The 24,640-nt window shown below is 60.7% G+C and carries 21 protein-coding genes; 10 read left to right on the plus strand and 11 right to left on the minus strand.

From position 1 onward, the window contains the following. Positions 1-30: 30 nt before the first annotated feature. Positions 31-1,047 carry a permease gene (locus IE079_RS09585; protein ID WP_189575809.1) on the minus strand — a complete coding sequence of 339 codons (1,017 nt, stop codon included), beginning with the start codon at positions 1,045-1,047 and terminating at the stop codon, positions 31-33. 167 nt (positions 1,048-1,214) lie between these two features. Here IE079_RS09585 and IE079_RS09590 point away from each other — a divergent pair, with 167 nt between their 5' ends. Next, the gene (locus IE079_RS09590) at positions 1,215-1,760 is read left to right on the plus strand and encodes a sigma-70 family RNA polymerase sigma factor (protein ID WP_189575811.1); all 546 of its coding nucleotides are present in this window, start codon (positions 1,215-1,217) and stop codon (positions 1,758-1,760) included. A 56-nt stretch (positions 1,761-1,816) separates the two neighbouring features. On the opposite strand, the gene IE079_RS09595 is transcribed toward IE079_RS09590, so the two are convergent. The 7 genes from IE079_RS09595 to IE079_RS09625 form a co-directional block, all read right to left on the minus strand. Further along, entirely contained in the window at positions 1,817-2,782 is a 966-nt protein-coding gene (locus IE079_RS09595; RefSeq protein ID WP_189575813.1) for an arsenic resistance protein, read from the minus strand. A gap of 18 nt (positions 2,783-2,800) precedes the next feature. After that, complete coding sequence (locus IE079_RS09600; protein ID WP_189575815.1) at positions 2,801-3,745, minus strand: HAD-IIA family hydrolase; 945 nt, start codon at positions 3,743-3,745, stop codon at positions 2,801-2,803. 4 nt (positions 3,746-3,749) lie between these two features. Next, positions 3,750-4,574, minus strand: coding sequence for a phosphonate ABC transporter, permease protein PhnE (phnE, locus tag IE079_RS09605; RefSeq protein ID WP_189575817.1), 825 nt, complete (start codon positions 4,572-4,574; stop codon positions 3,750-3,752). Beyond that, positions 4,571-5,386, minus strand: coding sequence for a phosphonate ABC transporter, permease protein PhnE (gene phnE / locus IE079_RS09610; protein WP_189575819.1), 816 nt, complete (start codon positions 5,384-5,386; stop codon positions 4,571-4,573). The genes phnE (IE079_RS09605) and phnE (IE079_RS09610) overlap by 4 nt, the downstream gene beginning before the upstream one ends. After that, positions 5,387-6,202, minus strand: a complete 816-nt coding sequence (gene phnC, locus IE079_RS09615) for a phosphonate ABC transporter ATP-binding protein (RefSeq protein WP_189575822.1) — start codon at positions 6,200-6,202, stop codon at positions 5,387-5,389. A 54-nt stretch (positions 6,203-6,256) separates the two neighbouring features. Beyond that, entirely contained in the window at positions 6,257-7,204 is a 948-nt protein-coding gene (gene phnD, locus IE079_RS09620; protein ID WP_189575824.1) for a phosphate/phosphite/phosphonate ABC transporter substrate-binding protein, read from the minus strand. A 147-nt stretch (positions 7,205-7,351) separates the two neighbouring features. Continuing rightward, on the minus strand, positions 7,352-7,756 hold the full coding sequence (locus IE079_RS09625) for an acyl-CoA thioesterase (protein ID WP_189575826.1): 405 nt from the start codon (positions 7,754-7,756) through the stop codon (positions 7,352-7,354). Positions 7,757-7,954: 198 nt separating this feature from the next. Here IE079_RS09625 and IE079_RS09630 point away from each other — a divergent pair, with 198 nt between their 5' ends. The 8 genes from IE079_RS09630 (at position 7,955) to IE079_RS09665 (ending at position 17,824) form a co-directional block, all read left to right on the plus strand. Beyond that, entirely contained in the window at positions 7,955-8,998 is a 1,044-nt protein-coding gene (locus IE079_RS09630) for a substrate-binding domain-containing protein (protein WP_265013638.1), read from the plus strand. A 140-nt stretch (positions 8,999-9,138) separates the two neighbouring features. Then, complete coding sequence (gene pstC / locus IE079_RS09635; RefSeq protein ID WP_189575830.1) at positions 9,139-10,527, plus strand: phosphate ABC transporter permease subunit PstC; 1,389 nt, start codon at positions 9,139-9,141, stop codon at positions 10,525-10,527. After that, positions 10,520-11,794, plus strand: coding sequence for a phosphate ABC transporter permease PstA (pstA, locus tag IE079_RS09640; RefSeq protein ID WP_189575832.1), 1,275 nt, complete (start codon positions 10,520-10,522; stop codon positions 11,792-11,794). Before pstC ends, pstA begins: the two co-directional genes overlap by 8 nt. 11 nt (positions 11,795-11,805) lie before the next feature. Beyond that, positions 11,806-12,705 carry a phosphate ABC transporter ATP-binding protein PstB gene (gene pstB / locus IE079_RS09645; protein ID WP_189575834.1) on the plus strand — a complete coding sequence of 300 codons (900 nt, stop codon included), beginning with the start codon at positions 11,806-11,808 and terminating at the stop codon, positions 12,703-12,705. A 27-nt stretch (positions 12,706-12,732) separates the two neighbouring features. Then, positions 12,733-13,455 carry a phosphate signaling complex protein PhoU gene (gene phoU / locus IE079_RS09650; RefSeq protein ID WP_189575836.1) on the plus strand — a complete coding sequence of 241 codons (723 nt, stop codon included), beginning with the start codon at positions 12,733-12,735 and terminating at the stop codon, positions 13,453-13,455. A gap of 140 nt (positions 13,456-13,595) precedes the next feature. Further along, on the plus strand, positions 13,596-15,110 hold the full coding sequence (locus IE079_RS09655; protein ID WP_189575838.1) for a sensor domain-containing diguanylate cyclase: 1,515 nt from the start codon (positions 13,596-13,598) through the stop codon (positions 15,108-15,110). 75 nt (positions 15,111-15,185) lie between these two features. Then, a complete protein-coding gene (locus IE079_RS09660; protein WP_189575841.1) occupies positions 15,186-16,052 on the plus strand; it encodes an MBL fold metallo-hydrolase in 867 nt (288 codons plus the stop codon). Positions 16,053-16,063: 11 nt separating this feature from the next. Next, positions 16,064-17,824, plus strand: coding sequence for a SulP family inorganic anion transporter (locus IE079_RS09665; RefSeq protein ID WP_189575843.1), 1,761 nt, complete (start codon positions 16,064-16,066; stop codon positions 17,822-17,824). Here the strand turns inward: IE079_RS09665 and IE079_RS09670 are convergent. After that, positions 17,771-20,380 (minus strand): PEP/pyruvate-binding domain-containing protein, encoded by a 2,610-nt coding sequence (locus tag IE079_RS09670; RefSeq protein WP_189575845.1) that lies wholly within the window; start codon positions 20,378-20,380, stop codon positions 17,771-17,773. The two genes, IE079_RS09665 and IE079_RS09670, sit on opposite strands and share 54 nt — an antisense overlap. Before the next feature lie 2 nt (positions 20,381-20,382). Next, a complete protein-coding gene (gene gdhA, locus IE079_RS09675; protein WP_189575847.1) occupies positions 20,383-21,732 on the minus strand; it encodes an NADP-specific glutamate dehydrogenase in 1,350 nt (449 codons plus the stop codon). Positions 21,733-21,907: 175 nt separating this feature from the next. Here gdhA and IE079_RS09680 point away from each other — a divergent pair, with 175 nt between their 5' ends. Next, positions 21,908-22,567 (plus strand): energy-coupling factor ABC transporter permease, encoded by a 660-nt coding sequence (locus IE079_RS09680; RefSeq protein WP_189575849.1) that lies wholly within the window; start codon positions 21,908-21,910, stop codon positions 22,565-22,567. Here IE079_RS09680 and IE079_RS09685 read toward each other — a convergent pair. After that, entirely contained in the window at positions 22,532-24,637 is a 2,106-nt protein-coding gene (locus tag IE079_RS09685; RefSeq protein WP_189575851.1) for a putative bifunctional diguanylate cyclase/phosphodiesterase, read from the minus strand. The genes IE079_RS09680 and IE079_RS09685 overlap by 36 nt on opposite strands. Positions 24,638-24,640: the final 3 nt, after the last annotated feature.

Genomic DNA, 24,640 nt, shown 5'->3' on the forward strand with positions numbered 1-24,640 from the left:
CATTCTCCTGTCGGATTGTTTCAGTTTTGATCAGAACCCGGCAAACAGCCAGGGACCGATGGCGTTGATCACCCAGCCGACCACCATGAAGTTGGCCAGCAGGATGACGAAGATTATGGCCAGCAGGCGGAATGTCATAACCTGCTTGAGCATGATGAATTCCGGAAAACTCGCAGCCACAGTGCTCATGCAGAAGGCCAGGGTGGTGCCCACCGGCAGGCCTTTCATGATCAGGCTTTCCATCACCGGTATCACGCCGGTGGCGTTGGAGTAGAGGGGCAGGCCGGCAAACACGGCGGCCGGTACACTCCACCACTGGCCGGAGCCCAGATTCTCGGCAAACCAGCCGTCGGGTACAAAGCCGTGCAGGGCCGCGCCCAGGCCAACACCAATCAACACCCACTTCCAGATGCGGCCGACGATCTCTTTAAGCTCGTCCTTGGCGAACTGGTGTCTTTCCGCCATGGTCAGCTTCGGCGCCTCCGGTACTTCGATGTCGTTCTCGTGATTGTCAGCCTCCACGGCGGCCTTCTGGTAGGCCTTGGCGGCAAAGTCCTTCAGCCAGCGCTCACCCTTGACCAGATCCAGAATCATGCCGCCAATAATGCCCACGGCCATGCCAATCACGATGTAGGCCACGGTGAACTTCCAGCCCAGCAGGCTCCACAGCATAATCACCGCTACCTCGTTGATGATTGGTGAAGTGAACAGGAAGGCCATGGTGATACCCAGCGGGATGCCGGCGCTGGTAAAGCCCAGAAACAGCGGAATGCTGGAACAGGAGCAGAATGGAGTAATGGCGCCAAAACCGGAGCCGAAGAAATAGCCTTTCAGGCGATGCTTCTGCTGGATATAGGCTCGCACTCGCTCCAGGTTCAGCGATGCGCGGGCCAGGGCGATCACGTAGATCATCACCACCAGCAGAAACAGGATTTTGGTGGTGTCCTCGATGAAAAAATGGATCGCAGTGCCCAGTCGGGTATCCGGGCTGAGCCCAATCAGGTTATAGGCAAGCCAGTCGGCCAGTTGCGTAAAAAGATCCAGCATGGCGGTTGTTAGTCCAGGCAAATAAATAAAGGAAGTTGGAATAAAAGATCCGTCTGCTGAGGTAGACGAGCCGGCCGGCAAAAGGATACTTCCGGTCGATGGCACAGGTCCGCTGCCTTCGGTTATCCTTTGAACCTGTTGCTATTGAGTCAGGAGTAAGACATCACATGGCTTTTGATTGCGTCCTTGGAGCCTGGCACGACCACCAGGGTGAACTGCGGAACTTCCTGCTGTCTCAGGTGAAAGAGCCGGCGCAGGCGGATGATTTGTTGCAGGACGTGTTCTTCAAAGCCATGCGCGAGGGGCAGGGTTTCTGTGACCTGCAGAATCCCCGGGCCTGGCTGTTCCGGGTCTCCCGTAACGCTCTGACCGACAGCCATCGCCTTCGCAAGCACTGGGTGCCGGTGACGGATCATCTGCCTGATGATCGTGCGCTGGAGCGGGCACCGGTGGATGAACTGGATGCCTGCATCAATGCCACCTTGCCGGAGTTGGCCGAAAGCGACCGCGACATACTCCGGGCCTGCGACCTGGGGCCCATGTCGCAGGAAGCCTACGCGCAATCCCGGGATCTCTCGCTGCCCGCCACCAAGGCCAGGATCCGGCGCGCAAGAGAGCGCCTGCGGGAGGCCTTGGCCCAACGTTGCGAAGTGGTGCTGGATGACTCCGGCAGCGTCTGCTGTCATGCCGGGTCGGGTGGTCGCGGATGCTGAGTGCCACGGGCATGATCACGCATCCCCGGGGCTGTCCACGATCTCCCTGTCCGGATTCAGGAAGAGCTTTCCTTTGTGCCGAACAGCGCTGGCAGCCATTTCAGATAGGCCGTCATGCCGAACAGCTCCACCAGCGACTGGAACACGATCACCACGACAGCCGTCGCCCACAGGTCGGGCAGGGCGATGGCAAAGGGCAGAACCACGAAGGAGTTGCGGGTGCCAAAACTGAACGCCAGGGTGCGCCCCCGTGCGCCGGGCAAGTGGAAGGCCATGCTCAGCAGCCTCCCCACCAGCGCGGCAGCCACCAGGTAGGCTGAAAAAATCAGCAGTAGCAGAGGCAGCATGCGCCCGGTTTCCAGCACCAGGCTGATCTGTGAGGCCGCAATCAGGAACACCACCAGTGTCAGCACGGGCACCGGTAGCCAGCCCAGAGCCTGGACAAACCCCGTAAACGCCGGCTTTTTATCCACGGCCTTCTCCGTCAGCCAGGCCAACAACAATGGCGTCAGAATCAGCCCGAAAAACACCGGCAGCAGATGCCCGGTCAGGTTGGCACTGACCATGTCCTCCCCGAGAAACAGCCAGAGATACAGCGGCAGCATCACAATCTGAAGCATCAGCAGGATCGGGCTGGCGGCAATGGCCCGGGCGCTGTCACCGCCGCCGAGATGGGTAAAGCTGATAAACCAGTCGGTGCAGGGCACCAGCAACACCAGCAGAATGCCCAGACGTATGGCCGGGTCCGGCGGTGCCATTAACAGCAGCAGCCAGACGATGCCGGGCATGATGATGAAGTTGCCCAGTACCAGGGCCAGGTTGAACCGCCCGTCCCGGAAGGCGGTGCCCAGGTGGGTGAGCGGCACCTGCGTGAAGGTGGCGTAGAGCAGCACCCCCAGCACCGGCCAGAGCAGGGTCTCGAAAGAGGTTGTCACGACGGGCCAGGCCCAACCGACGGCCATGCCGGCCAGGATGGCCGTCAGATACAGCCAGACCTGATACTTTTCCAGGGCGTCTCGCATGAGGGTGCCGCAATCGGTTCAGATGGAAGGCGTGATGAAATCCGGTGAGATGCCGGAGCGCTCGATGCAGGAGTGGATGTCCATTCCTGCCAGGGCGCCGTGGTCCGTCACCAGCAAGGTTGCCATACCGGCGGCACGGGCGCCAAGGATATCCGTGTGCAGGGTATCGCCGACCATGAGTACACGGTGCGCGGGAATGCCGGCCAGGCGCTCAAGTACGGCGGCAAAGGCAGGCCCATAGGGCTTGCCGTAAAAGTGGGGGCTGATACCGCAGTCCACCCGGAGTTTGTGGGCAAAGAAACCGGGTTCCAGGGTCAGGCAGTCGCCCCGGGGTGCCACCAGGTCAGGGTTGGCCACCTCCAGGGGGCGTTTGCGTCGTCTCAGGCTGGCGGTCAGTTGCGCCTGCCGGGTTTCGTCCCAGTCTTCGCTGCTCAGAAAAATAAAGCCGTCGCATGCGTCCAGTTCGTGATCGGTGACTCCGGGGCGCACGGGTTGCTGCGTGACAGACGGCAGGGAGTGGCTGTCGGACCCCTGCGGGGCAATCACGCCCCAGGTGCCTTGCCGGGGTTCACGGGCCAGGGAGTCTTCCAGCAGCCAGCGGCTGGAGATGATCTGGCGTTCGGAGAGATCAAACCCCATGCCCCGGTATTTTCCGGTCAGCGCCTGCTGGCTGGCGGTGGCGGCGTTGGACAGTATCAGCGCCGCCCTGCCACCGGCCTGCAGGGAGTTCAGTCGCTCCACCGCACCGGGAATCACCGCCGGCCCGGTGTTCAGCACACCAAAGGCATCAAACACAAAGGCGTCGAAGCGGGAAAACAGCGGTTCCAGCGACGCCAGCCATTGGGCGCCGCCATGGCCGGCCCCGGACTCCGGTAGCTGATCGCGCAGACGCTGGTACTGGTCGAACGCCCAGGCGGGCGTCGGGGTAACCCCATCGAAGGTAATCGGATGCCTGTCTGTCATGGGCTCAGATTACCGCCTGACGCACCCGGGCCGATACCCACTCGGAAATAACCACCGTCACCAGGATCACCACGAAGATCATTGCCACCTGATTCCAGGCCAGGGTCGCCAGTGAGGCACTGAGCTGAATACCCAGACCGCCGGCACCCACCAGGCCCAGAATGGTGGATTCGCGGATATTGATGTCCCAGCGGAACACGCTGATGCCCCAGAAGGCCGGCAGTATCTGCGGCACGATGGCATAGTCGATCACCTGGGCACCGCTGGCACCGGTGGCGCGAACAGCCTCTACCTGGTTGAAGTCGATTTCTTCTATGGCTTCATAAAGCAGCTTGGCGACGAAGCCGATGGATCGCAGGCCGATGGCAATCACCCCCGCCAGCAGGCCGGGTCCGATAATCGCCACCAGCAGCAGAGCCCAGATCAGCGAGTTGATGGAACGGGAGGTGACAATCAGCAGCAGGGCCAGAGGGCGCACAAACCGGGTGCTGGGGGTGGTGTTGCTGGCCGCCAGGAAGGCCACGGGCACCGCGATGGCCACCCCGATCAGGGTGCCGAGGGTGGCTATATTGATGGTGTCCCACAGCGGCTCCCAGAGCTGGCCAATGTAACCCCAGGCAGGCGGAAACATGCGGCTGCCGATATCCATGGCCTGGTCCGGGGCGTCGCTGACAAAGGCCCAGATGGTGTTCTCGTTCATCAGCTGCCAGCAGAAGACGGTCAGTACCACCAGCAGGAACCAGCCCAGCCATTGCAGCAGGCTCTGTCTGGGGGTGCGGTACTGCCATGCCGGGCCGGAGGTAGTGTCCGTAGAGAGAGTGCCAGTCACTGAACCCACCTGCGAATGTAGGAAGAGGAGTATTCCACCACCAGCACGATGGCGATGATGATGATCAGAATGGCGCCCGCCGAGTCATACTCGTAACGGTCGATGGCGGTATTCAGGGTGGCGCCGATACCGCCGGCGCCGACAATGCCGATCACCGCCGACTCCCGGAAGTTGATATCCAGCCGGTACAGGGACAGCCCCACCAGTCTTGGCATGACCTGCGGCTGAACCGCATAGTTGACCACTTGCCACCAGCTGGCGCCAGTCGCGCGAATGGCCTCGATCTGGCTGCCGTCGCAGGCTTCGATATCCTCGGCCAGCAGTTTCGACAGGAAACCGATACTGGCAAAGGCCAGGGTCAGGAAGCCGGCAAAGGGCCCGAACCCGAACATGGCCACCAGCAGAATGGCGATGATGATTTCCTGAAACGACCGGGACAGGGTAATAATGCCTCGGCAGGCGAGATAGACCGGCGCCGGTGCCAGGTTGCGGGCGGCACCGATGCCGATAGGCACAGATACCAGAACGCCGGCGACCGTTGACGTGAGTGTCATGGTCAGGCTTTCGATCAGCCCCGCCCGAATGTCGTGCCAGCGGGTGGTGAAATCCGGAAGCAGAAAGCCTTCTACAAATTTCCAGCCCCGGTCCAGCCCCATGTACACCCGCTGCCAGTCAATCTCGATGCTTTGCATGGCAAGCACCAGGTAGATCAGTGCACCCGTATAGATCACCCGGCGCCATACGGTGTGGGTGAACAGTACCGGCGGGCGCTTCCAGCGGGTGGGGAACGGTTGAGCGTGCTGCGCCTGCATCTAGATGCCCTCCGCCAGGTCCACTTCCGGGGTCCGGGGCGCTTCATCGGTCGCCTCTTCGCCCCGCATCTGGTTCCAGTCCTCGTCGCCGTAGATACGGGTCAGCACCGCATCGGTGAGGCCGGTCGGCGGGCCGTCATAGACCACCTTGCCGGCCTGCAGGCCGATGATCCGGTCGGTGAACTGCTGGGCCAGCATCACATCGTGAATGTTGATAATGGCCGGCAGGTTGCGCTCACGGCAGGCAGTGCCGATCAGGCGCATGATCTGGCGGGAGGTTTTCGGATCCAGGGAGGCAGTGGGTTCGTCCACCAGCAACAGCTCCGGGTCCTGTTCCAGCGCCCGGGCAATACCCACCCGCTGGCGCTGGCCACCGGACAGGGCATCGGCCCGTTTGTTGAAGTGTTGCGACAGGCCCACCTGCTCCAGCAGCGCGAGCGCCCTGGACACGTCCTCCGGCGAATAGCGGCGCAGGAACGAACGCCAGGCCGGCACGTAGCCGAGCCGGCCGGACAGTACGTTCTCCATCACCGTCAAACGCTCCACCAGGGCGTATTCCTGGAAAATCATGCCGATCCGCCGGCGGGCGCGGCGCAATGCCCGGCCCTGGAGCCGGGCAAGGTCCGTGTCACCCAGGGTGATGGTGCCTTCGGTAGGCTCCACCAGCCGGTTGATGCAGCGGATCAGGGTGGACTTTCCCGCCCCGGAAGGGCCGATCAGCCCCACCACTTGGCCAGCCGGTACCTCGAAGCTGACCTGGCTCAGGGCGGTGTCGCCGGTGGCGTAGGTTTTGGACAGTTTGTCGAGTTTAAGCACTAGTGTCCCTTTGGGTTAATTCGTTGACCTACTGCGAGACGATGGCCTCACCGCTTATTGGCAGGCGTATTCAACGCCGTTGGCAGCGTCGATCTTGCGGATGACTTCCCAGTGTTCCTTGAAGGTAATGGGAATGAACTGTGCCTCGCCGGACTTGGAGAACTCTTCCTCCAGAGCGGTACCCTCCCAGTCGAAGGAGAAGAACGCGTCCTTGATGTCTTCCTGCAGTTCCGGCTTCAGGTTGTAGGCCAGACCATAGGCAGTAGTCGGGAAGGTCTGGGATGTATAAATGGTATTGATCTGGTCTTCGCTGACCACGTCGCGGCTCAGCATGCGGTTGAGAACCGAGTTGGCAATGGCGGCGGCCTGATAGTCCTGGTTGGCCACACCCAGGATGGAGTTGTCATGCTTGCCGGAGAACACCGGCTCGAAGTCTTCCCCCGGGACCATGTTGTAATCTGCCTTGAGGATGGCAGAGGGGGCCTTGAAGCCGGAGTTGGAGGTCTGGGAGGTAAAGGCGAGTTCCCCACCCTTTATATCTTTTACCTCATCGATGCCGGAATCCGGATGGGTGATGATTTCCATCTCGTAGCCGAAGGAGCCGTCTTCCGCCGCCATCATGGCGAAGGGCCGCAAACCGGCACAGGCCACTGCCAGAGGGTTGGAACCGGTGTTGAAGCCGGCAATGTGCAGGCGCCCGGCGCGCATGGCCTCGATCTGCGCCGCGTTGGACTGGACCGGGAAGAACTGGACTTTCTTGCCGGTGGCATCGGACAGATGGTCCAGGAACTCGGACCAGACTTCCCGGTAAACGGCCGGGTCTTCCACCGGGGTGTAGGCAAAGATCAGGGTGGAGGGGTCAACGTGCTTTGACTCGTCAGCAGGAATGTCGGCGACCAGGTCACCATCGCTGTCCTGGTAACGGCTGTCGAGCGTGAAATCCGCCTGGGCAGCGATGGGCAGCAACAGGGAAAGACAGGTCACTAACTTGAGCTTGTTCATCGTCGGACTCCTTGTGGTTTCGGGAAGATACAGTCCCGAAAGTAAGGCAATCCGATGATGGTTTTATGACAGTCAGAACTGTAAGGCTACAGTTCTGACTTTCCTGTGCTGCCAGTAATATAGAGGGGCGCTGTAAACAGCCGGGGGTCAGTGTGCCTGCTCGGGCACCTCACGGATGCGGCCATGTTCGTCAATGGCCACGTACACGAACAGGCCCTCGGTCACCTTGCGGGAGCCCTTGTTGTGACGGTCACGTGTCCAGACTTCGACATGAATCTTCATGGAACTGCGGCCAATATCCACCAGCTCGCAATAGCAGCCCACCTGGGCGCCAATGCGCAGGGGCGAGAGAAATTCCATGCGATCCATGGCTACGGTGGCATTGCGGCCCTGTGATATCCGGCCCGCCAGGGTGCCGGCGGCAGTATCCATCTGTTGCACCAGCCAGCCGGCATAAACGTCGCCGTTGGCGTTGGTATCAGCGGGCAGGGGAACCAGCTGAATCATCAGTTCGCCGCGGGGCTCGGGCCTGTCGTCGTCATAGTCAGTCATTGGGCGCTACCTATGTTCTTATTAATCTGATTATTTGCTGAGCATGGTATTCATCATACCGACGCGTGCAAGTGAAAGTGACAGATAAGTGGAAATTTATCCTGCGGGTGTAACAAAGTTGTCACAGAGGACCCCTAGGATGCAGTCATCGGTGGAACACATCCGACGAAACGTCCAACCAAGAAATGGAGATATGACGTGATGAAACTGAACAAGACACTCGCAACTGTCACGCTGGCCGGCGCCGTAGCCGCCATGTCCGCACCGGCCATGGCCCGCGACACCATCAGCATCGTGGGTTCTTCCACGGTTTACCCGTTCGCGACGGTTGTTGCTGAGCGTTTCGGTACCAGCTCAGAATTCCCTACTCCGAAGATCGAGTCCACCGGTTCCGGTGGCGGCCTGAAGATCTTCTGCCAGGGTATCGGTACCCAGCATCCGGATATCACCAACGCTTCCCGTCGCATGAAACCTTCAGAGTTTGAACTCTGCCAGGGCAACGGCGTTGAGGAAATCACCGAGTTCCGTATCGGTTCCGACGGTATCGTACTTGCCAGTTCCGCAGAAGCTGAGCACATGGACCTGACCCTGGAGCAACTGTTCCTGGCCCTGGGCGAGAAAGTTCCCCAGGATGGTGAGTGGGTTATGAACCCGCACAAGACCTGGAGCGATGTCGATTCCAGCCTGCCGAACAAGCCGATCCGCGTAATGGGTCCGCCCCCGACTTCTGGTACCCGTGACTCTTTCAACGAGCTGGCGCTGGCCGGTGGTTGTGACGAGCTTCCGGAAGCTGCCGACCTCAGCGAAGACGAGCATGGCGCTATCTGTGAAAGCATTCGTGAAGACGGTGCCTTCATTGAAGCCGGTGAGAACGACAACCTGATCGTTCAGAAGCTGATCGGCGACAAGGACATGTACGGCGTCTTCGGTTACAGCTTCCTGGAAGAAAACGCCGACCGTCTGCAGGCTGCTGCGATCAACGGTGTTGAGCCGGAGCCCGAGCTGATTGCCCAGGACAAGTACCCGATTGCACGTTCCATGTTCTTCTATGTAAAGAAGGCCCATCTGGGTGTGGTGCCGGGCATCGACGACTATGTTGCCGAGTTTGTCAGCCCCCGCGCTATGGGCCCGAACGGGTACCTGAAAGACGTTGGTCTGATCGTGCCGACTCGAGATTCGCTGATGGCTCTCCAGGACAAGGTTGACAACATGCCCAACCTGACTCTGGACGAACTGAAGTAAACCGGGAACACTTCGGTTTAAGCAGAGTGCAGGTCTTCCGGGGCCTGCACTCTTCTGCGTTTGTATAGACAGTTGAAGTGAATTGCAGTTTCGAAACCAGTAAACTTCGCTCAAATTTGTAGTGAAAGACAGGAATTCTCATGCAACCGGCAAACCTGCTTTTATTGACGATTGTGCTGGCGATGGTCGCCTACGGTCTGGGCTATGCCCGTTCCCGGGCCCTGGCCGCGCCGCTTGGTGGTGTGCGCCACCTGAAGTCGTTGCCTGGCTACTATGGCGTTCGCGCGGCCGTCTGGTGCGGCCTTCCGGCGCTGATCATTCTCGCCTTGTGGGCCGTCTTTGAAGGCAAGGTGATTCAGATGATGGTGATTGGTTCACTGCCAGCAGACGTGGTGCCCGACTCGGCCGGCGAGGCCAGCCTGCTGATGAGCAGGATCCAGAACGTCGCTAACGGGTCGCTACCACCGGCCATGGTTGACGGGCCGGTTGCCGGGGCGGCGGATTTGCTTAAATCGCTCCAGGCCCAGAGCCGGACGTATATGACGGGGCTGGTTATTTCCGTGGCGTTGCTCGCGGGTTTTCTTGGCTGGATCCGTATTCGGCCCCGGCTCAATGCCCGTAAGCAGGTGGAAGCGGTTCTTCGCGGGTTTTTCTTTACCTGCGCGGGTGTGGCCATTCTGACCACTGCTGGCATTGTCTTCTCGGTGGCCTTTGAAACGTTCCGGTTTTTCGAGAGGGTGCCGTTTCTGGAGTTTTTCTTCGGCACGTCCTGGAGCCCGCAGACAGCGTTACGGACGGATCAGGTGGCCGCCGAGGGAGCTTTCGGTATGGTCCCCCTGTTTACCGGCACACTGTTGATTTCCGCCATTGCGTTACTGGTAGCTGTCCCGGTGGGGCTGCTGTCGGCTATTTACCTGTCTGAATATGCCAACAAACATGTGCGCAGCGTGGCCAAGCCGTTACTGGAGATGCTGGCGGGTATTCCGACGGTTGTTTACGGCTTCTTTGCGGCTCTGACCGTGGCGCCGTTTATTGCCGACCTGGCGCCAGCCATCGGCCTTGAGGCCTCGTCCCAGAGCGCCCTTGCGGCCGGACTGGTAATGGGGATCATGATTATCCCGTTTGTGTCCTCGTTGTCAGACGATGTTATCAATGCCGTGCCACAGACCATGAGAGACGGGTCGCTTGCCCTGGGGGCTACCCAGTCCGAGACCATGGTCAAGGTGATCTTCCCGGCGGCCCTGCCCGGCATTATGGGGGGTATCCTGCTGGCGGCTTCCCGGGCGATTGGCGAAACCATGATTGTGGTGATGGCGGCGGGCCTGGCGGCCAACCTGACCGCGAACCCGCTGGAAACGGTTACCACGGTCACGGTGCAGATTGTCACCCTGCTGACCGGTGACCAGGAGTTTGACAGTGCCAAGACCCTGGCCGCGTTCGCGCTGGGTGCCATGCTCTTCCTCTCGACACTGCTGCTCAACGTGGTTGCCCTGAAAATTGTCCGCAAATATCGGGAACAGTATGACTGATCAAACTCAACAAGCAGAGCGGGTACGCCGTTCGCTCAAGCGTCGCTATCGCAAGGAAAGCCGTTTCCGGGCCTATGGCATGCTGGCCATCGCCATTGCCCTTGGTGCCCTGGCAGTCCTGTTTGCCGATATCATTGGCAAGGGCTATGCCGGCTTCCTGAAAACCACGATCACCCTCGAGGTGGACCTGGATCCGGAAGTGATGTACCTGGATGATCCGACGGATCCCAAGCAGGTGCGTATGGCCGACTTTGTGGCGCCGCTTGTGGCTGCGGCGGATGATGCGCTGCCGGGTGCCACCGAGGAAGATCAGGATGCCCTGCGCCGGCTGATCAACCCTTACGCCTCCACCGAACTTCGTGCTGCACTGGAGCAGAACCCGGAGTGGATGGGCACCACCCGGACCATGACGTTCCTGGCCCATAGCAACGTCGACGTCTATGTGAAACACGAGGATGACGCTGCGTACTCCATCAAATTGTCGGAGCAGCAGCAGGCCTGGGTGGATGACCTTGTCGAGCGTGGTCTGGTCGACACCAGTTTCAATGACGTGTTTTTCACCAATGGCGATTCCCGGGATCCCGCCAAGGCCGGTGTGCTCGGTGCCATCGTTGGTTCCTTGTTGACCATGATCATCACGCTGCTGCTGTCTTTCCCGATTGGCGTTGCGGCCGCCATTTATCTGGAAGAGTTTGCCCCGAGGAACAAGATCACTGATTTTATTGAGGTCAACATCAACAACCTGGCCGCGGTGCCATCGATTATCTTCGGTCTGCTGGGTCTGGCAGTATTCATCAATCTGTTTGGCATGCCCCGTTCCGTTCCGTTTGTCGGCGGTCTGGTACTGACCCTGATGACGCTGCCGACCATCATTATCTCCAGCCGTGCTGCCATCCAGAGTGTGCCGCCCTCGATTCGTGAAGCCGCCGAAGGGGTTGGCGCTTCCAAGATGCAGGTGGTTCTGCACCATGTGTTGCCGCTGGCGCTACCTGGCATGATGACAGGGTCGATCATCGGTATGGCCCAGGCCCTGGGCGAGACAGCGCCCCTGCTGTTGATTGGCATGGTGGCATTTATTGTTGACCCGCCCACTGGCTTTTTCGATGCTTCCACGGTGTTGCCGGTGCAGGTGTTTCTGTGGGCGGGTAGCCCGGAGCTGGCCTTTATTGAACGGGCGTCCGCAGCCATCATGGTGCTGCTGGCCTTCCTGATGAGTATGAACGCACTGGCGATCTGGCTGCGCAAGCGGCTTGAGCGTCGCTGGTAAGGAGAATTGACATGAACACGATGAATCCGAGTATTGCAGCGAAAGCTGGCGCCGGGGAGCAGGAACCAGCGATTGCGGTACCCGAAAGCAGGCCAGAGGATACGGTGATCGAGGAAGGCAAGACGGTGGGAAAGCCGTTTGCCGGCGATGCTGACAGTCCCAAATTCAAGCTCCGTAACGTCAGTGTTTCCTATGGCAATGACCGCGCCATCAAGGATATCAGTCTCGATATTCGCCGAAATGAGGTTATCTCCTTTATTGGTCCGTCCGGCTGCGGCAAAACGACGTTCCTGCGCTGTCTGAATCGCATGAACGACAGCATCGAGATCTGTCGTGTCACCGGCAAGCTGATGCTGGACGGCGAGGATATCTACCAGTCGAAGAAGGATGTCGTCGAGCTTCGAGCTCGCGTGGGCATGGTGTTCCAGAAGCCGAACCCGTTCCCCAAGTCCATCTATGACAACGTGGCTTATGGCCCCAAGATTCACGGCCTTGCAAACCGCAAGTCAGAGCTGGACGAGATTGTCGAAAACAGCCTTCGCAAGGCGGGTCTCTGGGATGAGGTGAAGGACCGCCTGGATGCTGTGGCAACCGGTATGTCCGGCGGCCAGCAACAGCGTTTGTGCATTGCGCGGGCCATTGCCGTCAGCCCCGAGGTGATCCTGATGGATGAGCCCTGTTCTGCGCTGGATCCCATCGCTACCGCGAAAGTGGAGGAACTCATCTCGGAAATGTCGGAAAGCTATACTATTGTTATTGTGACCCACTCGATGCAGCAGGCCGCCCGCGTGTCTCATCGCACCGCCTACTTCCATATGGGCCACCTGGTGGAAGTTAACGAGACCAACAAGGTGTTTACAGCGCCCGAACATGAACTGACCGAGTCGTACATTACTGGTCGCTTTGGCTAAACAGGTCGCGATTTCGAGGAGAAGAACATGCCCAAGAGCAAAGACGATATGTATGGGGATCACATTTCCCATCAGTTCAATGACGACCTGGCCAACCTGAAGAACGATTTCCTCAAGATGGGCGGCCTGGTTGAACAACAGACCATCGACGCGGTCAACGCGCTGATTGACGGTGACGGCTGGGCCGCGGACGAGATCCGCGCCCGGGACCGGATCGTCGACAATATGGAAAAGGATTTGGACGAGGAGGCCACCCAGCTTATCGCCCGCCGCCAGCCCGCGGCCCGGGACCTGCGCCTGGTGATCGCCGTGATCAAGATGGTGTCGGACCTGGAACGTGTGGGTGACGAGGCGAAAAAAATTGCCAAGTTTGCCCTGACCCTCGCCGAGGAAGGCCATGCGCCACGGGGCTACGTGGAAGTCCGCCATATTGCCAATCACGTAACCACCATGCTGAACGAGGCACTGGATGCCTTCTCTCGGCTGGATTCAACCCAGGCGCTGAAGATCATCCGCGAAGACAAGCGCGTGGACGAGGAATACCAGGCCGCAACCCGCACACTGCTCACGTTCATGATGGAGGATAGTCGCAATATCTCCCGCTGTATGTCGGTAATGTGGGTACTGCGTGCTCTGGAGCGGGTGGGTGACCATGCCTGCAACATTGCCGAGAACGTCATCTACATGGTGGAGGGCGAGGATGTGCGCCATACCCCGGTGGAGGAGGCGGCCAAGATCGTCGGGCCGTAAAGCGCCGGCGGGTTCGTTAGCCGTCTCGGGTGAGCACTGCCAGGTTGATGATTCTGGCACGGATTTGCGATCGTTGCCGCTGACTTAGCGGTGACCGGCACAATGGTCTAATCTTGGAGAAATTCCATTGGATCCTGGATATGGCTCCGGACTCTGCTTCCCCACAGGACATTGAGAATTCGCCGGGGCTGCTCGAGGAGCTGGCCGCCGGTGTGCCCGGTATCCTGTTCAGCTACTGGCTGAGTGCAGACACAACCCGGCGCAGTTTTCCGTTTATCAGCAGCCGGGTCAACGATCTGTTAGGTGTCTCTGTGCAGACGCTGAAGCATGATGCCAGGGCCATGTCCTCGTTACTGCATCCCGAGGAAGTCAGCGGTCTGTTGCCCTCCCTGCTCGAGTCCGCCCGCACTCTGGAGCCCTGGCACTACCAGGCCCGGATCCGGCTCAGGGACGGTACTTACCGCTGGTTTGAAGGGCACTCGTTACCCCGGCGGCTGGACGATGGTAGCACCCTCTGGTTCGGCCAGTTCACGGACATCCAGCAGCACAAAGAGCTGGAGTTCGGGCTCCGCGAAAGTGAAGCGGAAGCGGACTACCAGCTTCGGTTCCACAAGCTGATTGCCAGTCTGTCTTCGGATTTCATCAATTCGGCCATCGGCGATATCGATCATGAGATCAGTCGCTTCCTGGCCCGTATCGGGGGCTTCTTCGAGGTGGACCGGGTCTATGTGTACCGGTTTTCCGAGGATCTGACCCGCATGACCAACACCCACGAATGGTGTCGGCAAGGAGTTGACGAAGTCAGGGGCACTCAGCAGGATGTGGATATCACCGGCTTTCAGTGGTGGCAACAGCAGACCCACGATGTGCTGCAGCAAAACCGGGTGGTGTTTATCGAGGATGTCCGTCAGCTGCCGGAACATGCGATGGCGGAACGGCAATTGCTGGCGGAGCAGAATGTGGCTGCCATGTTCTGCATTCCCATTGTGGTCCTTGGCCGTGTGGAAGGCTTCTTCGGCATGGACTCGCTGACCGTGAGAAGCTGGCGACGTGATCTCTCCGACCTGCTGATTCTGGTGGCCAACCTGCTTTCCCAGGCCCTGGAACGCTACCGCCTGGAGCAGGAACTGCTCAACCAGTCCATTCTTGACCCGCTTACCGGTATTCACAACCGTCGTTACCTTGAACCCCGGGTGGAAGAAATGCTGGCCCATTACCAGCGCACTGGTGAAGGCTTTGCCCTGGCCATGCTGGATATCGATCACTTCAAGCAGGTTAACGATGTTTTTGGTCATCTCGCGGGTGATCATGTTCTGCAGCGTTTCGCCGGCCTGCTGCAGGATCAGTGTCGTGGCACGGATATCGCTGCCCGCTATGGGGGCGAGGAGTTCGTGGTGGCGCTGGCGGATGTATCGCCGGAGAGTGCCTCCAGTGGATTGGCGCGGGTACTGGAGCTGGTCCGGGCGCTCGAGGTCACCTTCCACGGTCAGGCCATCAGGGTCACCGCCAGCGCGGGCCTGGTGCATGTCACCGAGCTTTCTCCGACAAGCCTCAGCCCGGATTCACTGATCACCGAGGCTGATCGTCGCCTGTACCGGGCCAAGGCGGCCGGCAGGAACTGTCTGGTTGATGCATCAGCATCATCACGACTATAAGAAAACCGTATTTCACTTTATATTACCTTCCAGTATATGCTTAGAACCAACGCATAGTTCCCGGGAGGTAATACCATGTCCAGTCCCATCGTTCAGCACTTCTTCGACGAGCCCACCAACACCTTCAGTTATGTGGTCCGTGATCCTGACAGCAACGCCTGCGCCATTCTCGATTCGGTTCTCGACTTCGACTACGCGGCGGGTAGAACCGATGTGCGCTCGGCGAACGAAATCATCGACTATGTGCGGGGCGAGGGCCTGTCCGTGGAATGGGTGCTGGAAACCCATGTTCATGCGGACCACCTGTCCGCGGCCCCCTACCTGCACGAGGAGCTCGGCGGGCGTACCGGCATTGGCGCCCGTATTACCGATGTGCAGGATATCTTTGGCAAGGCCTTCAATGCCGGTACCGACTTTGCCCGCGACGGCAGTCAGTTCGACCGCCTGTTCGAGGAAGGGGACACCTTCTCTATTGGCGGTCTCGAAGGGCGGGTATTGCACACCCCGGGCCACACCCCGGCCTGCCTGACCTACGTCATTGGTGACGCTGCTTTTGTAGGCGATACCCTGTTCATGCCGGACTACGGAACTGCCCGCTGTGATTTCCCCGGTGGCGATGCCCGCACCCTGTACCGGTCCATCCAGAAGGTATTGAGCCTGCCGCCGCAAACCCGCATCTTTCTTTGCCACGACTACCAGTCACCGGGCCGCAAAACCTACCATCACATGACCACGGTGGCGGAACAGCGGGAAGCCAATGTTCATGTTCATGAAGGTGTCAGTGAAGACGAATTCGTGAAGATGCGCACGGAACGGGATGCCACTCTCGGTATGCCCCGGCTGATCCTGCCTTCGGTGCAGGTGAATATGAGGGCCGGACACATGCCGCCGGCGGAGGATAACGGTCAGGTTTACCTGAAAGTGCCCGTCAACCGGTTCTGAGGCCGGCCCACGTGAAGCTGACCCGTTTCCTGCCGCTACTGGACTGGCTGCCGCGGTACAGTCGGGCTGTCCTGGCCCGCGACCTGCTGGCGGCGGTGATCGTCACCGTCATGCTGATACCCCAGTCGCTGGCTTACGCCATGCTGGCCGGGCTGCCGCCGCAGGTGGGGCTCTACGCCAGCATGCTGCCACTGCTGCTGTACGCGATCTTCGGCTCCAGTCGCACCCTGTCGGTGGGCCCGGTCGCGGTTGCCTCGTTGATGACGGCGGCAGCCCTGGGCAAGCTGTTCGAGCCCGGCTCTGGTGACTACATTGCCGGTGCCGTACTGCTGGCGGTGATGTCGGGCCTGATGCTGGTGCTGATGGGTGTGTTCCGGCTGGGATTCCTGGCCAATTTCCTCAGCCATCCGGTCATTTCCGGCTTTATTACCGCCTCGGGACTGGTGATCGCCGCCAGTCAGCTCAGGCACCTGCTGGGGGTGAATGGCGGTGGGCACAACCTGCTGGAGTTGGTCAGAGGACTTTACGGACAGCTGGGCCAAAGTCACTGGCCCACAGTGATCATCGGGGCCGGTGCCCTGGTGTTTCTGCTGGCGGCCCGGCGTTATCTGCAACCCTTGCTGGTACGCCTGGGGCTCTCCACGTCAACTGCCGCCATGCTCACAAAGACTGCACCGATACTTGCAGTGGTGGTGACCACGCTGGTGACCTGGTGGCTGCGCCTGGATCAGACCGGCGTTGCGGTGGTGGGAGACATTCCCGGCGGCCTGCCGGCGCTGGTGATGCCGTCACTGGATATCACACTTTGGCAGCAGCTGTTCATGAGCGCACTGCTGATCAGTGTGGTGGGGTTTGTGGAGTCGGTGTCGGTGGGTCAGACCCTGGCCGCCAAGCGCCGCCAGCGGATCGACCCGGACCAGGAGCTGGTAGGGCTGGGGGCCGCCAATCTGGGGGCGGGTTTCTCGGGGGGCATGCCGGTGACCGGTGGCTTCTCCCGCTCCGTGGTGAACTTTGACGCCGGAGCAGAAACCCCGGCGGCCGGTGCCTTTACCGCAGTGGGCATTGCCCTGGCCACGCTGCTGCTGACCCCCGCCATCGCCATGCTGCCGGTGGCCACCCTGGCCGCCACCATTATCGTGGCGGTGTCCAGCCTGATTGATTTTCGTGCCGTGGTCCGCACCTGGCGTTATTCCCGGGCGGACTTCCTGGCCATGCTGGCCACCATTGTGCTGACCCTGGTCTATAGTGTGGAAGCCGGCATCCTCGCCGGGGTGGGGCTCTCTCTGGGGCTGTTCCTCTACCGCACCAGCCGGCCCCACAGCGCGGTGCTGGGCCGGGTGCCGGGCACCGAGCATTTCCGCAATGTACGCCGCCATCAGGTGGAAACCCGTCCGGAGCTGGTCATGCTGCGGGTGGATGAGAGTCTTTATTTCGCCAATGCCCGTTTTCTGGAAGACTGCGTGCTGGATCTGGTCAGCAGCCGGCCGGAACTGAAGCATCTGGTGCTGGTATGCCCGGCCGTGAATCTGATCGACGCCTCGGCCCTGGAGAGCCTGGAGGTGATCAACGAGCGCCTTGAAAACAGTGGCGTGCGATTGCATCTGTCTGAGGTGAAGGGGCCGGTCATGGACCGTCTGCAGGGGACCAGTTTTCTGGAGCGGCTGACCGGTCAGATCTACCTGACCAATTTCCAGGCCTGGCAGGCGCTGGGGCAAGATTCACGGATGTCCACCGAGCAGGCGCTGGCGAGTGACATCGGCAAGAATGCGTAACGGCGAGGCCTCACACTCCCGTACCTCCACGCAGTCCTGAATGGCGTCTGCAGGCAGGTCATTCTCCAACAGGCAGTCGATGTTTCGGCGGTCGGTATGCTGCTCCAGCCCGTGCGGATTCCACAGGGAGTCCCGTTCACCGGGAAACAGGGCGACATAGGCAATGCCGGTTTCCACCAGATCCTGGAAAAAGTGGGAGCCGTAGGACAGGTCCGGGACCATGCCGTTGCCCATATCGGCGATTTCCACCAGTACCGATACCTGGCTGATATCTGCAAACCCCACCGGCACGCCCAGCTCCGGGCTGCTGGTACCCCATCGGCCCGGGCCCGCCAGCATCAGGTTGAAGCGTTCCGGCGTCTGCCGGGCCAGCCGACCCACCAGGGTGGCCACCTGATACTTGCTGTGAACATCCAGGGCACTGTAAGCGGCGGCATTCACCTGGATGATCCGGTGGATGGGCAGGTTGATATTTCCGCCCATGAAGTGGCCCCGGGTGGCCATCAGCAGCCGACGTGGATCGGGCTGCTCCGGCAATGACACAGCGGTTGCATCACCGATGGTGGCCAGGGGCCGGCACTGCACCAGGTTCAGCCGCGGGCATTCGCCCTCTTGACCCAGGTGCACGGTGAACTCCACATCCACCGGATGGTTATAGGCGGCTTCCAGGGTCGACAGCATGTCGCCCGCGAGCCGGATGAACTCACCCTGGCGGATCAGCGGCCGAAAGGTCAGCCGCCACACCGGGTGGTCCAGGCCCAGTTCCCGGGCCCTTTCAGACGCCGCCCGGTCGACTTCCCCCAGCCTGGACAAGGGCAGGTCCGGTGTCTCCCGGGCCAGCGTTGTCAGGTCGGTGGTGGTCAGGCCGGGACCGGTTACGTCCAGGGTGTCCACCAGATGCTGGCTGAAGCGATAATTCTCCTCCAGGCTGCGGAAGGGTTGTTTCAGGGGCTGGTCCAGCGCCACCACCAGGGCATGATCACCCTCGATCCGGTCCACGGCCCGGGTACCCAGACCCATGACCAGCCGCAGCATGCCAGCCCCGGGATCCATTCCGGGGGCCCACACAAAGGTATTGCGGGAGACCCCCACGGCGGCGGCATCCGGCAGGTACCAGTGGTCATGGAAGCGACCGTTTACCCGCTGGATCAGCAGGGCCATGGGTTCTTCCTGCTCCTCCAGGCCACGGCTGCGACGATAGCTGAGGGCGTCGTTGCCGAGGGTGGATGCATAGACCTGACGGATGGCGTTTTCCAGGGCCGTCAGCCTTTGTTCCGGATCACCCTGATTGACCAGGAACACGCTCTCGTATTTGCCGGCGAAGGCGTTGCCGAAACCGTCCTCCAGCAGGCTGCTGGAACGCACCAGGATCGGATACTGGCCGAAATGGTCAAGGGTGCGGGCCAGCTCCGGCCGTACTTCCGGTGGGAATTCGCCGGCCAGTATGGCCTCTCGCAGTGCCGGCGCCTCATCGAAGAAGCCTTCCCGGGTGCGGTGTTTCATCACGCTGGGCCAGAGCCCGTTGTGCACCAGGAAGGCGTACCATACGTCCGAGGCCAGAAACATGGAGTCGTGGGGGTCCAGGGCGCTGTGCCAGGTGTCCGGCTCGTCCCGCATCAGGATCGCCCTTGCCAGCAACATGCCCACCGCCTTGCCACCGATAAAGCCACTGCCAATGGTGCGGGAATGAATGGCAGTCAGGTCATCGAGGCTCAGGTACGCTTGCGCCACGTCAAGGATACGCGGGTCCCGGCTGATCAGAACTCTGAGGATGCGTTGTGCCAGGGCATGGCCGTTCTCGTCATCGGCCCGCCCGGCGTGCTCCTCGGCCTCGAGAAACAGCCGGTCCCAGCCGTCCAGCAGCTGTTGGCTGGCGTGCGCCTGCTGCTCGATGGCGGCCTGCAGGCGGGTGGCGCTGGAGCTGTCGGTCACCGGTATGAACTCCCCGTCGCGGTAGCGGTGGGGCAGGAACATGGTGGGTGACTGCCGCTGCCAGACCTTGACCGGTTGCACCTGCATATCGTCCTCGGCCCGGTACACGTCGATCATCACTTGAGTGGTGGCGCGAATGCGGTCCAGAGTGCGGCGGGAATGCCGTTGTGGCAGCAGTGCAAACCAGGCCACGGTGTCCAGCTCGTACAGGAACGGGCAGATCACCCGGAAGAAATAGCCCACCATGGTGTCGGTGGCCCAGGCGTTGAGCAGGTCGCTGAGGCAGTCGCACACATAGAAGGCGCCCCGGCCCCAGGTTTCCACCAGCTCCCAGATGCGGGCAGTGAAGGATTCGAAGCCGTCCCGGGCGTCCACCTCGATAACGCGGACGCCGGGCCCGGCGGCCAGCAACGGGGGGTGCTGGCCAAAACGCAGGTAGATGATCTGGCGGCCGGCGTCGGTGGCCGAGGCCACGAAAGGCGTGACGAAACGCCGGTAGTCGTCTAGGTCGGTGACCCGCCAGACTACATTGTCACCGATCCGCAGGCCGTCCAGTACACGGTCAAGGCCCGCTATGCCGGTGGATACCGCCGGGCCGTATCCTCCGTCGGTGACATGGGCCATAATCAGATCAGGCCCATGGCGTCCATGGCCCGGGCGACCTTGATAAAGCCGGTAACATTGGCGCCGAGTACATAGTTGTCGGGCTTGCCAAACTCACCGGCGGTTTCATAGCAGTTCTTGTGGATGTTGATCATGATCTCCTCCAGGCGCTTTTCAGTGTAGTCCAGGCTCCAGGAATCGCGACTGGCGTTTTGTTGCATTTCCAGGGCGCTGGTGGCGACCCCACCGGCGTTGGCGGCCTTGCCCGGGCCATAGCACAGGTTGGCGTCCTGGAAGATCTGCACACCTTCAGGCGTGGTGGGCATGTTGGCGCCTTCGGCCACGGCAATGCAGCCGTTCTCCACCAGGGTTTTGGCGTCGGAGCCATTGAGTTCGTTCTGGGTGGCGCAGGGCAGGGCCACATCACAGGGTACGCTCCAGATATTGCCGTCTTCCACGTACCGGGCGTGTTTGTGGACTTCGGTATAGGCACTGATGCGGCGGCGCTCCACTTCCTTGATTCGCTTGACGGCAGCCAGGTCGATGCCTTGCTCGTCAACGATGATGCCGCCGGAGTCGGAGCAGGCGATGACCCTGGCGCCCAGTTTGTGGGCCTTGGCAATGGCGTAAATGGCCACATTGCCGGAGCCGGACACTACGACGGTCTTGCCGTCCAGCGAGTCGCCCCTGGCCTTGAGCATTTCCTGGGCAAAGAAGACGGTGCCAAAGCCGGTGGCTTCGGTGCGGGCACGGCTGCCGCCCCAGCCCAGGCCCTTGCCGGTCAGCACGCCGGATTCATAACGGTTGGTGATGCGCTTGTACTGGCCGAACAGATACCCGATCTCGCGGCCGCCAACACCGATATCGCCGGCGGGCACGTCGGTGTACTCACCCAGGTGACGGTACAGCTCGGTCATCAGGCTCTGGCAGAAGCGCATGATTTCGTCGTCGGAACGGCCCTTGGGGTCGAAGTCGCTGCCGCCCTTGCCGCCGCCGATGGGCAGGCCGGTGAGGGCGTTCTTGAAGATCTGCTCGAAGCCCAGGAACTTGATAATGCCCAGGTAGACGGACGGGTGGAAACGCATGCCGCCCTTATAGGGACCCAGGGCGCTGTTAAATTCCACGCGGAATGCCCGGTTGATATGGATCTCGCCCTTGTCGTCCTGCCACGGAACCCGGAAGATAATCTGGCGTTCCGGTTCGCAGATGCGCTGTATGATCTTTTTCTCCGCGAACTCCGGATATTTCACCAGTACCGGACCGAGGGTCTCCAGTACCTCATGGACAGCCTGGTGGAACTCGGATTCGCCGGGGTTCCGGTGCAGGACGTCCTGGAAAATGGGTTCAAGCTTTTCGTCTAGGCGTGCCGCCATGAATGTCTCCTGATGGGCTTGGATCGTGGGTAATACTTATGGGAACCGGCTATTGCACCATGATAGGGCGGAATACGCAATTTGTGGTTGATCGAAGTCACGGGCGAATTCGCTTCGACGGGAGGTCGTGGCAGCCATTGCCAGCCTCCTGTCAGATATCAATCGGAGTCCGTGTATGGGACTGACCAACGATCTGTTTCCGCGTTGGTTGCTGTTGCTGACGGCGCTGCTGTTTGCGGGCGTCCTGCTGCGGGCAATCCGTCAGACGGACTGGCAATGGCTGCGCTCGGAGCAGCGGATCCAGCACTGCCTGTTCGGAGCAGCGGTAGTGCTGGGGTTTCTCTGGCAGCTGCGGGCAGGACTTTCGCCGGGGCTCAGCATTCATATTTTCGGGATGACCGCGGTCACGCTGATGCTGGGATGGCCTCTGGCGGTATTCAGCGGTCTGCTGGCGCTGGTGATTGTCGTCATCACTGGCCGGGAGCCGCTCTCGCTGTTTGCTGTCAACGGTCTGATCACGGTGATGGTGCCGGCCCTGGTGACCCATGGCATCATGCGCTGGGAGCGGTGGGTGAATTTCCGCAACTTCTTCGCCTACATCTTCTTTTGCGGTTTTTTCGGCGCCGGGGCGTCGGTGGCCGCGGCGGGCCTGACCATGGTGGGGCTGCTGTGGCTGACCGGTGTCTATGACTGGTACCACCTGGTGCACGATTACCTGCGCTACCTGCCGCTGTTCCTGCTGCCGGAAGGCTTCGTCAACGGTGTGGTGGTCACCGGCCTGATGGTGTTCCATCCTGAATTACTGGCCACGCTGGACGAACGTCGATACCGGTAGTAGTGAATGTTCACTCTGCCACTGGCGAACCCAGTCGTTGAGCTCTCCTGCAGGCATGGGGCGGGCTATGCCGAAACCCTGGATCTGGTCGCATTCGAGAGACTTCAGTACCCCCCCGTGACGGGCGGTTTCCACGCCTTCGGCAAGCACGGTGCGGTTGAAGCGCCGGGCCATGTAGATCACGCTCTCGACTATCGCCCGGTCGCTGTCATCCTCCAGCATGCGGAAGATGAAACTCTTGTCGATCTTGATCACATCCACCGGCAGGCTGCGGAAATAGCTCAGGGAAGAGAACCCGGTGCCAAAGTCATCCAGGGCTATCTGGATGCCCAGCTCACGGCATTCGTTGATCACCTGGCTGGCTCGCTGCATGTCATCCAGGGCGGTGGATTCCAGAATCTCCAGGGTGATCATGGCCGGATTCAGATCGGGATGCTCCTTCAGATAGCGTTTCAGGAAGCGTGAAAAGCCAGGCGCCAGCAGGTGGGCTGCGCTGATATTGATGCTGATGCCCAGTGTCAGGCCGGCGGCTGTCCATTGGGCCTGTTGTGCCAGGGCGTGCCTCAGCACCCATTGCCCGAACCTCTCTTCCAGGTGGCTGCCTTCGATGTAGGGCAGAAACTGCCCCGGGGCCAGCAGCCCCTTGTCCGGGTGCTGCCAGCGCACCAGGGCCTCCGCGCCGATCACCGACGAGTCATCAAGCTGTATCTGGGGCTGATAGTACAGCTGAAACTCATCGTTCCGCAGTGCCTGTGCCAGTTCGGTCAGATGCTGGCGTCGCTGCTGCAGGTGCTTGTCCAGACTCGGGTCGAAAAAGTGATAGTTGTTGCGTCCTTTCTCCTTGGCGGAATACAGCGCCTGGTCAGCATGGCGGACCAGACGCTCGGCATCGGAGGTGTCGGTGGGGTAGAGGGTAATGCCCATGCTGCCGGTGATGTTGGCGGTGGTGGGGCCCACCGAGAGCGGGTCGCGCACGGCGTTGAGGATACGCTGATAAACCCGCTCGTCCTCGACATTGCGCAGCAGCAGCACGAATTCGTCACCACCAACCCGGGCCACCGTATCATCACTGCGCACCGCCAGCCGCAAGCGGGTGGCAATGGTGACCAGGGCCCGGTCACCCAGGCCCTGTCCGACCTGGTCGTTAATGGCCTTGAACCCGTCCAGGTCCAGGTAGCAGATAGCCAGTGGCTGCTGGCTGATGTCGCTATGGCTCATGTCCCGTTCAAGTCGAGCAATCATCAGTTGGCGGTTGGGCAGGCCGGTGAGGTCGTCGTAGTAGGCAGCCCGTTCCAACTCTTCGGCATGACTCTTGAGCGCGGTGATGTCGGAAAAGCTGGCAACAAAATAGAACTCGCCGGGTTCGTCCATCTGGATGCGGGCAATGGACAGGAATTCGGGATACTCCTCGCCGTCACGGCGACGGTTCCAGATTTCGCCCCGCCAGAAATTCTGCTCCTGGAGGGATCGCCACATGGCGCGGTAGAATTCCGGCCCCTGCCGTCCCGAGCTCAGCATGCTCGGGGTGTTGCCGATGGCTTCTTCGCGGCTGTAGCCGGTGATGCGGGTGAAGGCCGGGTTGACGTCAATGATCCGGTTGTTGGCGTCGGAAATGATGATGGCGTCCTGACTGCGTTCGAAAACGCTGGACGTGATTTTCAGGCGCTTTTCCAGCTCCTTGCGCTTGGTGATATCGAGCTGTATGGCCATGAATCCACCTTCGGGGGCGGTCTGGCGATCGATGGGGTTGCACACGATCCGCACCCAGTGTGGAGTGCCGTCCTTGCGGTAGTTCAGGATATCCTTGTCGAAGCCCTCGCCCCTGACAAGGGCCTGGTGGATGTCACTGACGGTGTCCGGGTCGGTCTCGGGCCCCTGCAGCAGCTCTCCCGGCTTTCTTCCGACGATCTCGGCCAGGGTATGGCCGGTCATGCTCTCGAAGGCACGGTTGACCCAGCGGACCCGGCGCTCGCTGTCGGTTATTACCACGCCGTTACTGGTCTGGTGGGCCACTTCTGCCAGCAGGTCGGTATCGGGGAAGCTGTGGTTATGTATCGGGCTGTGGTCCATACT

Origin of the sequence: Marinobacter zhanjiangensis (assembly GCF_014651935.1) — a bacterium.
GTDB lineage: Bacteria > Pseudomonadota > Gammaproteobacteria > Pseudomonadales > Oleiphilaceae > Marinobacter > Marinobacter zhanjiangensis.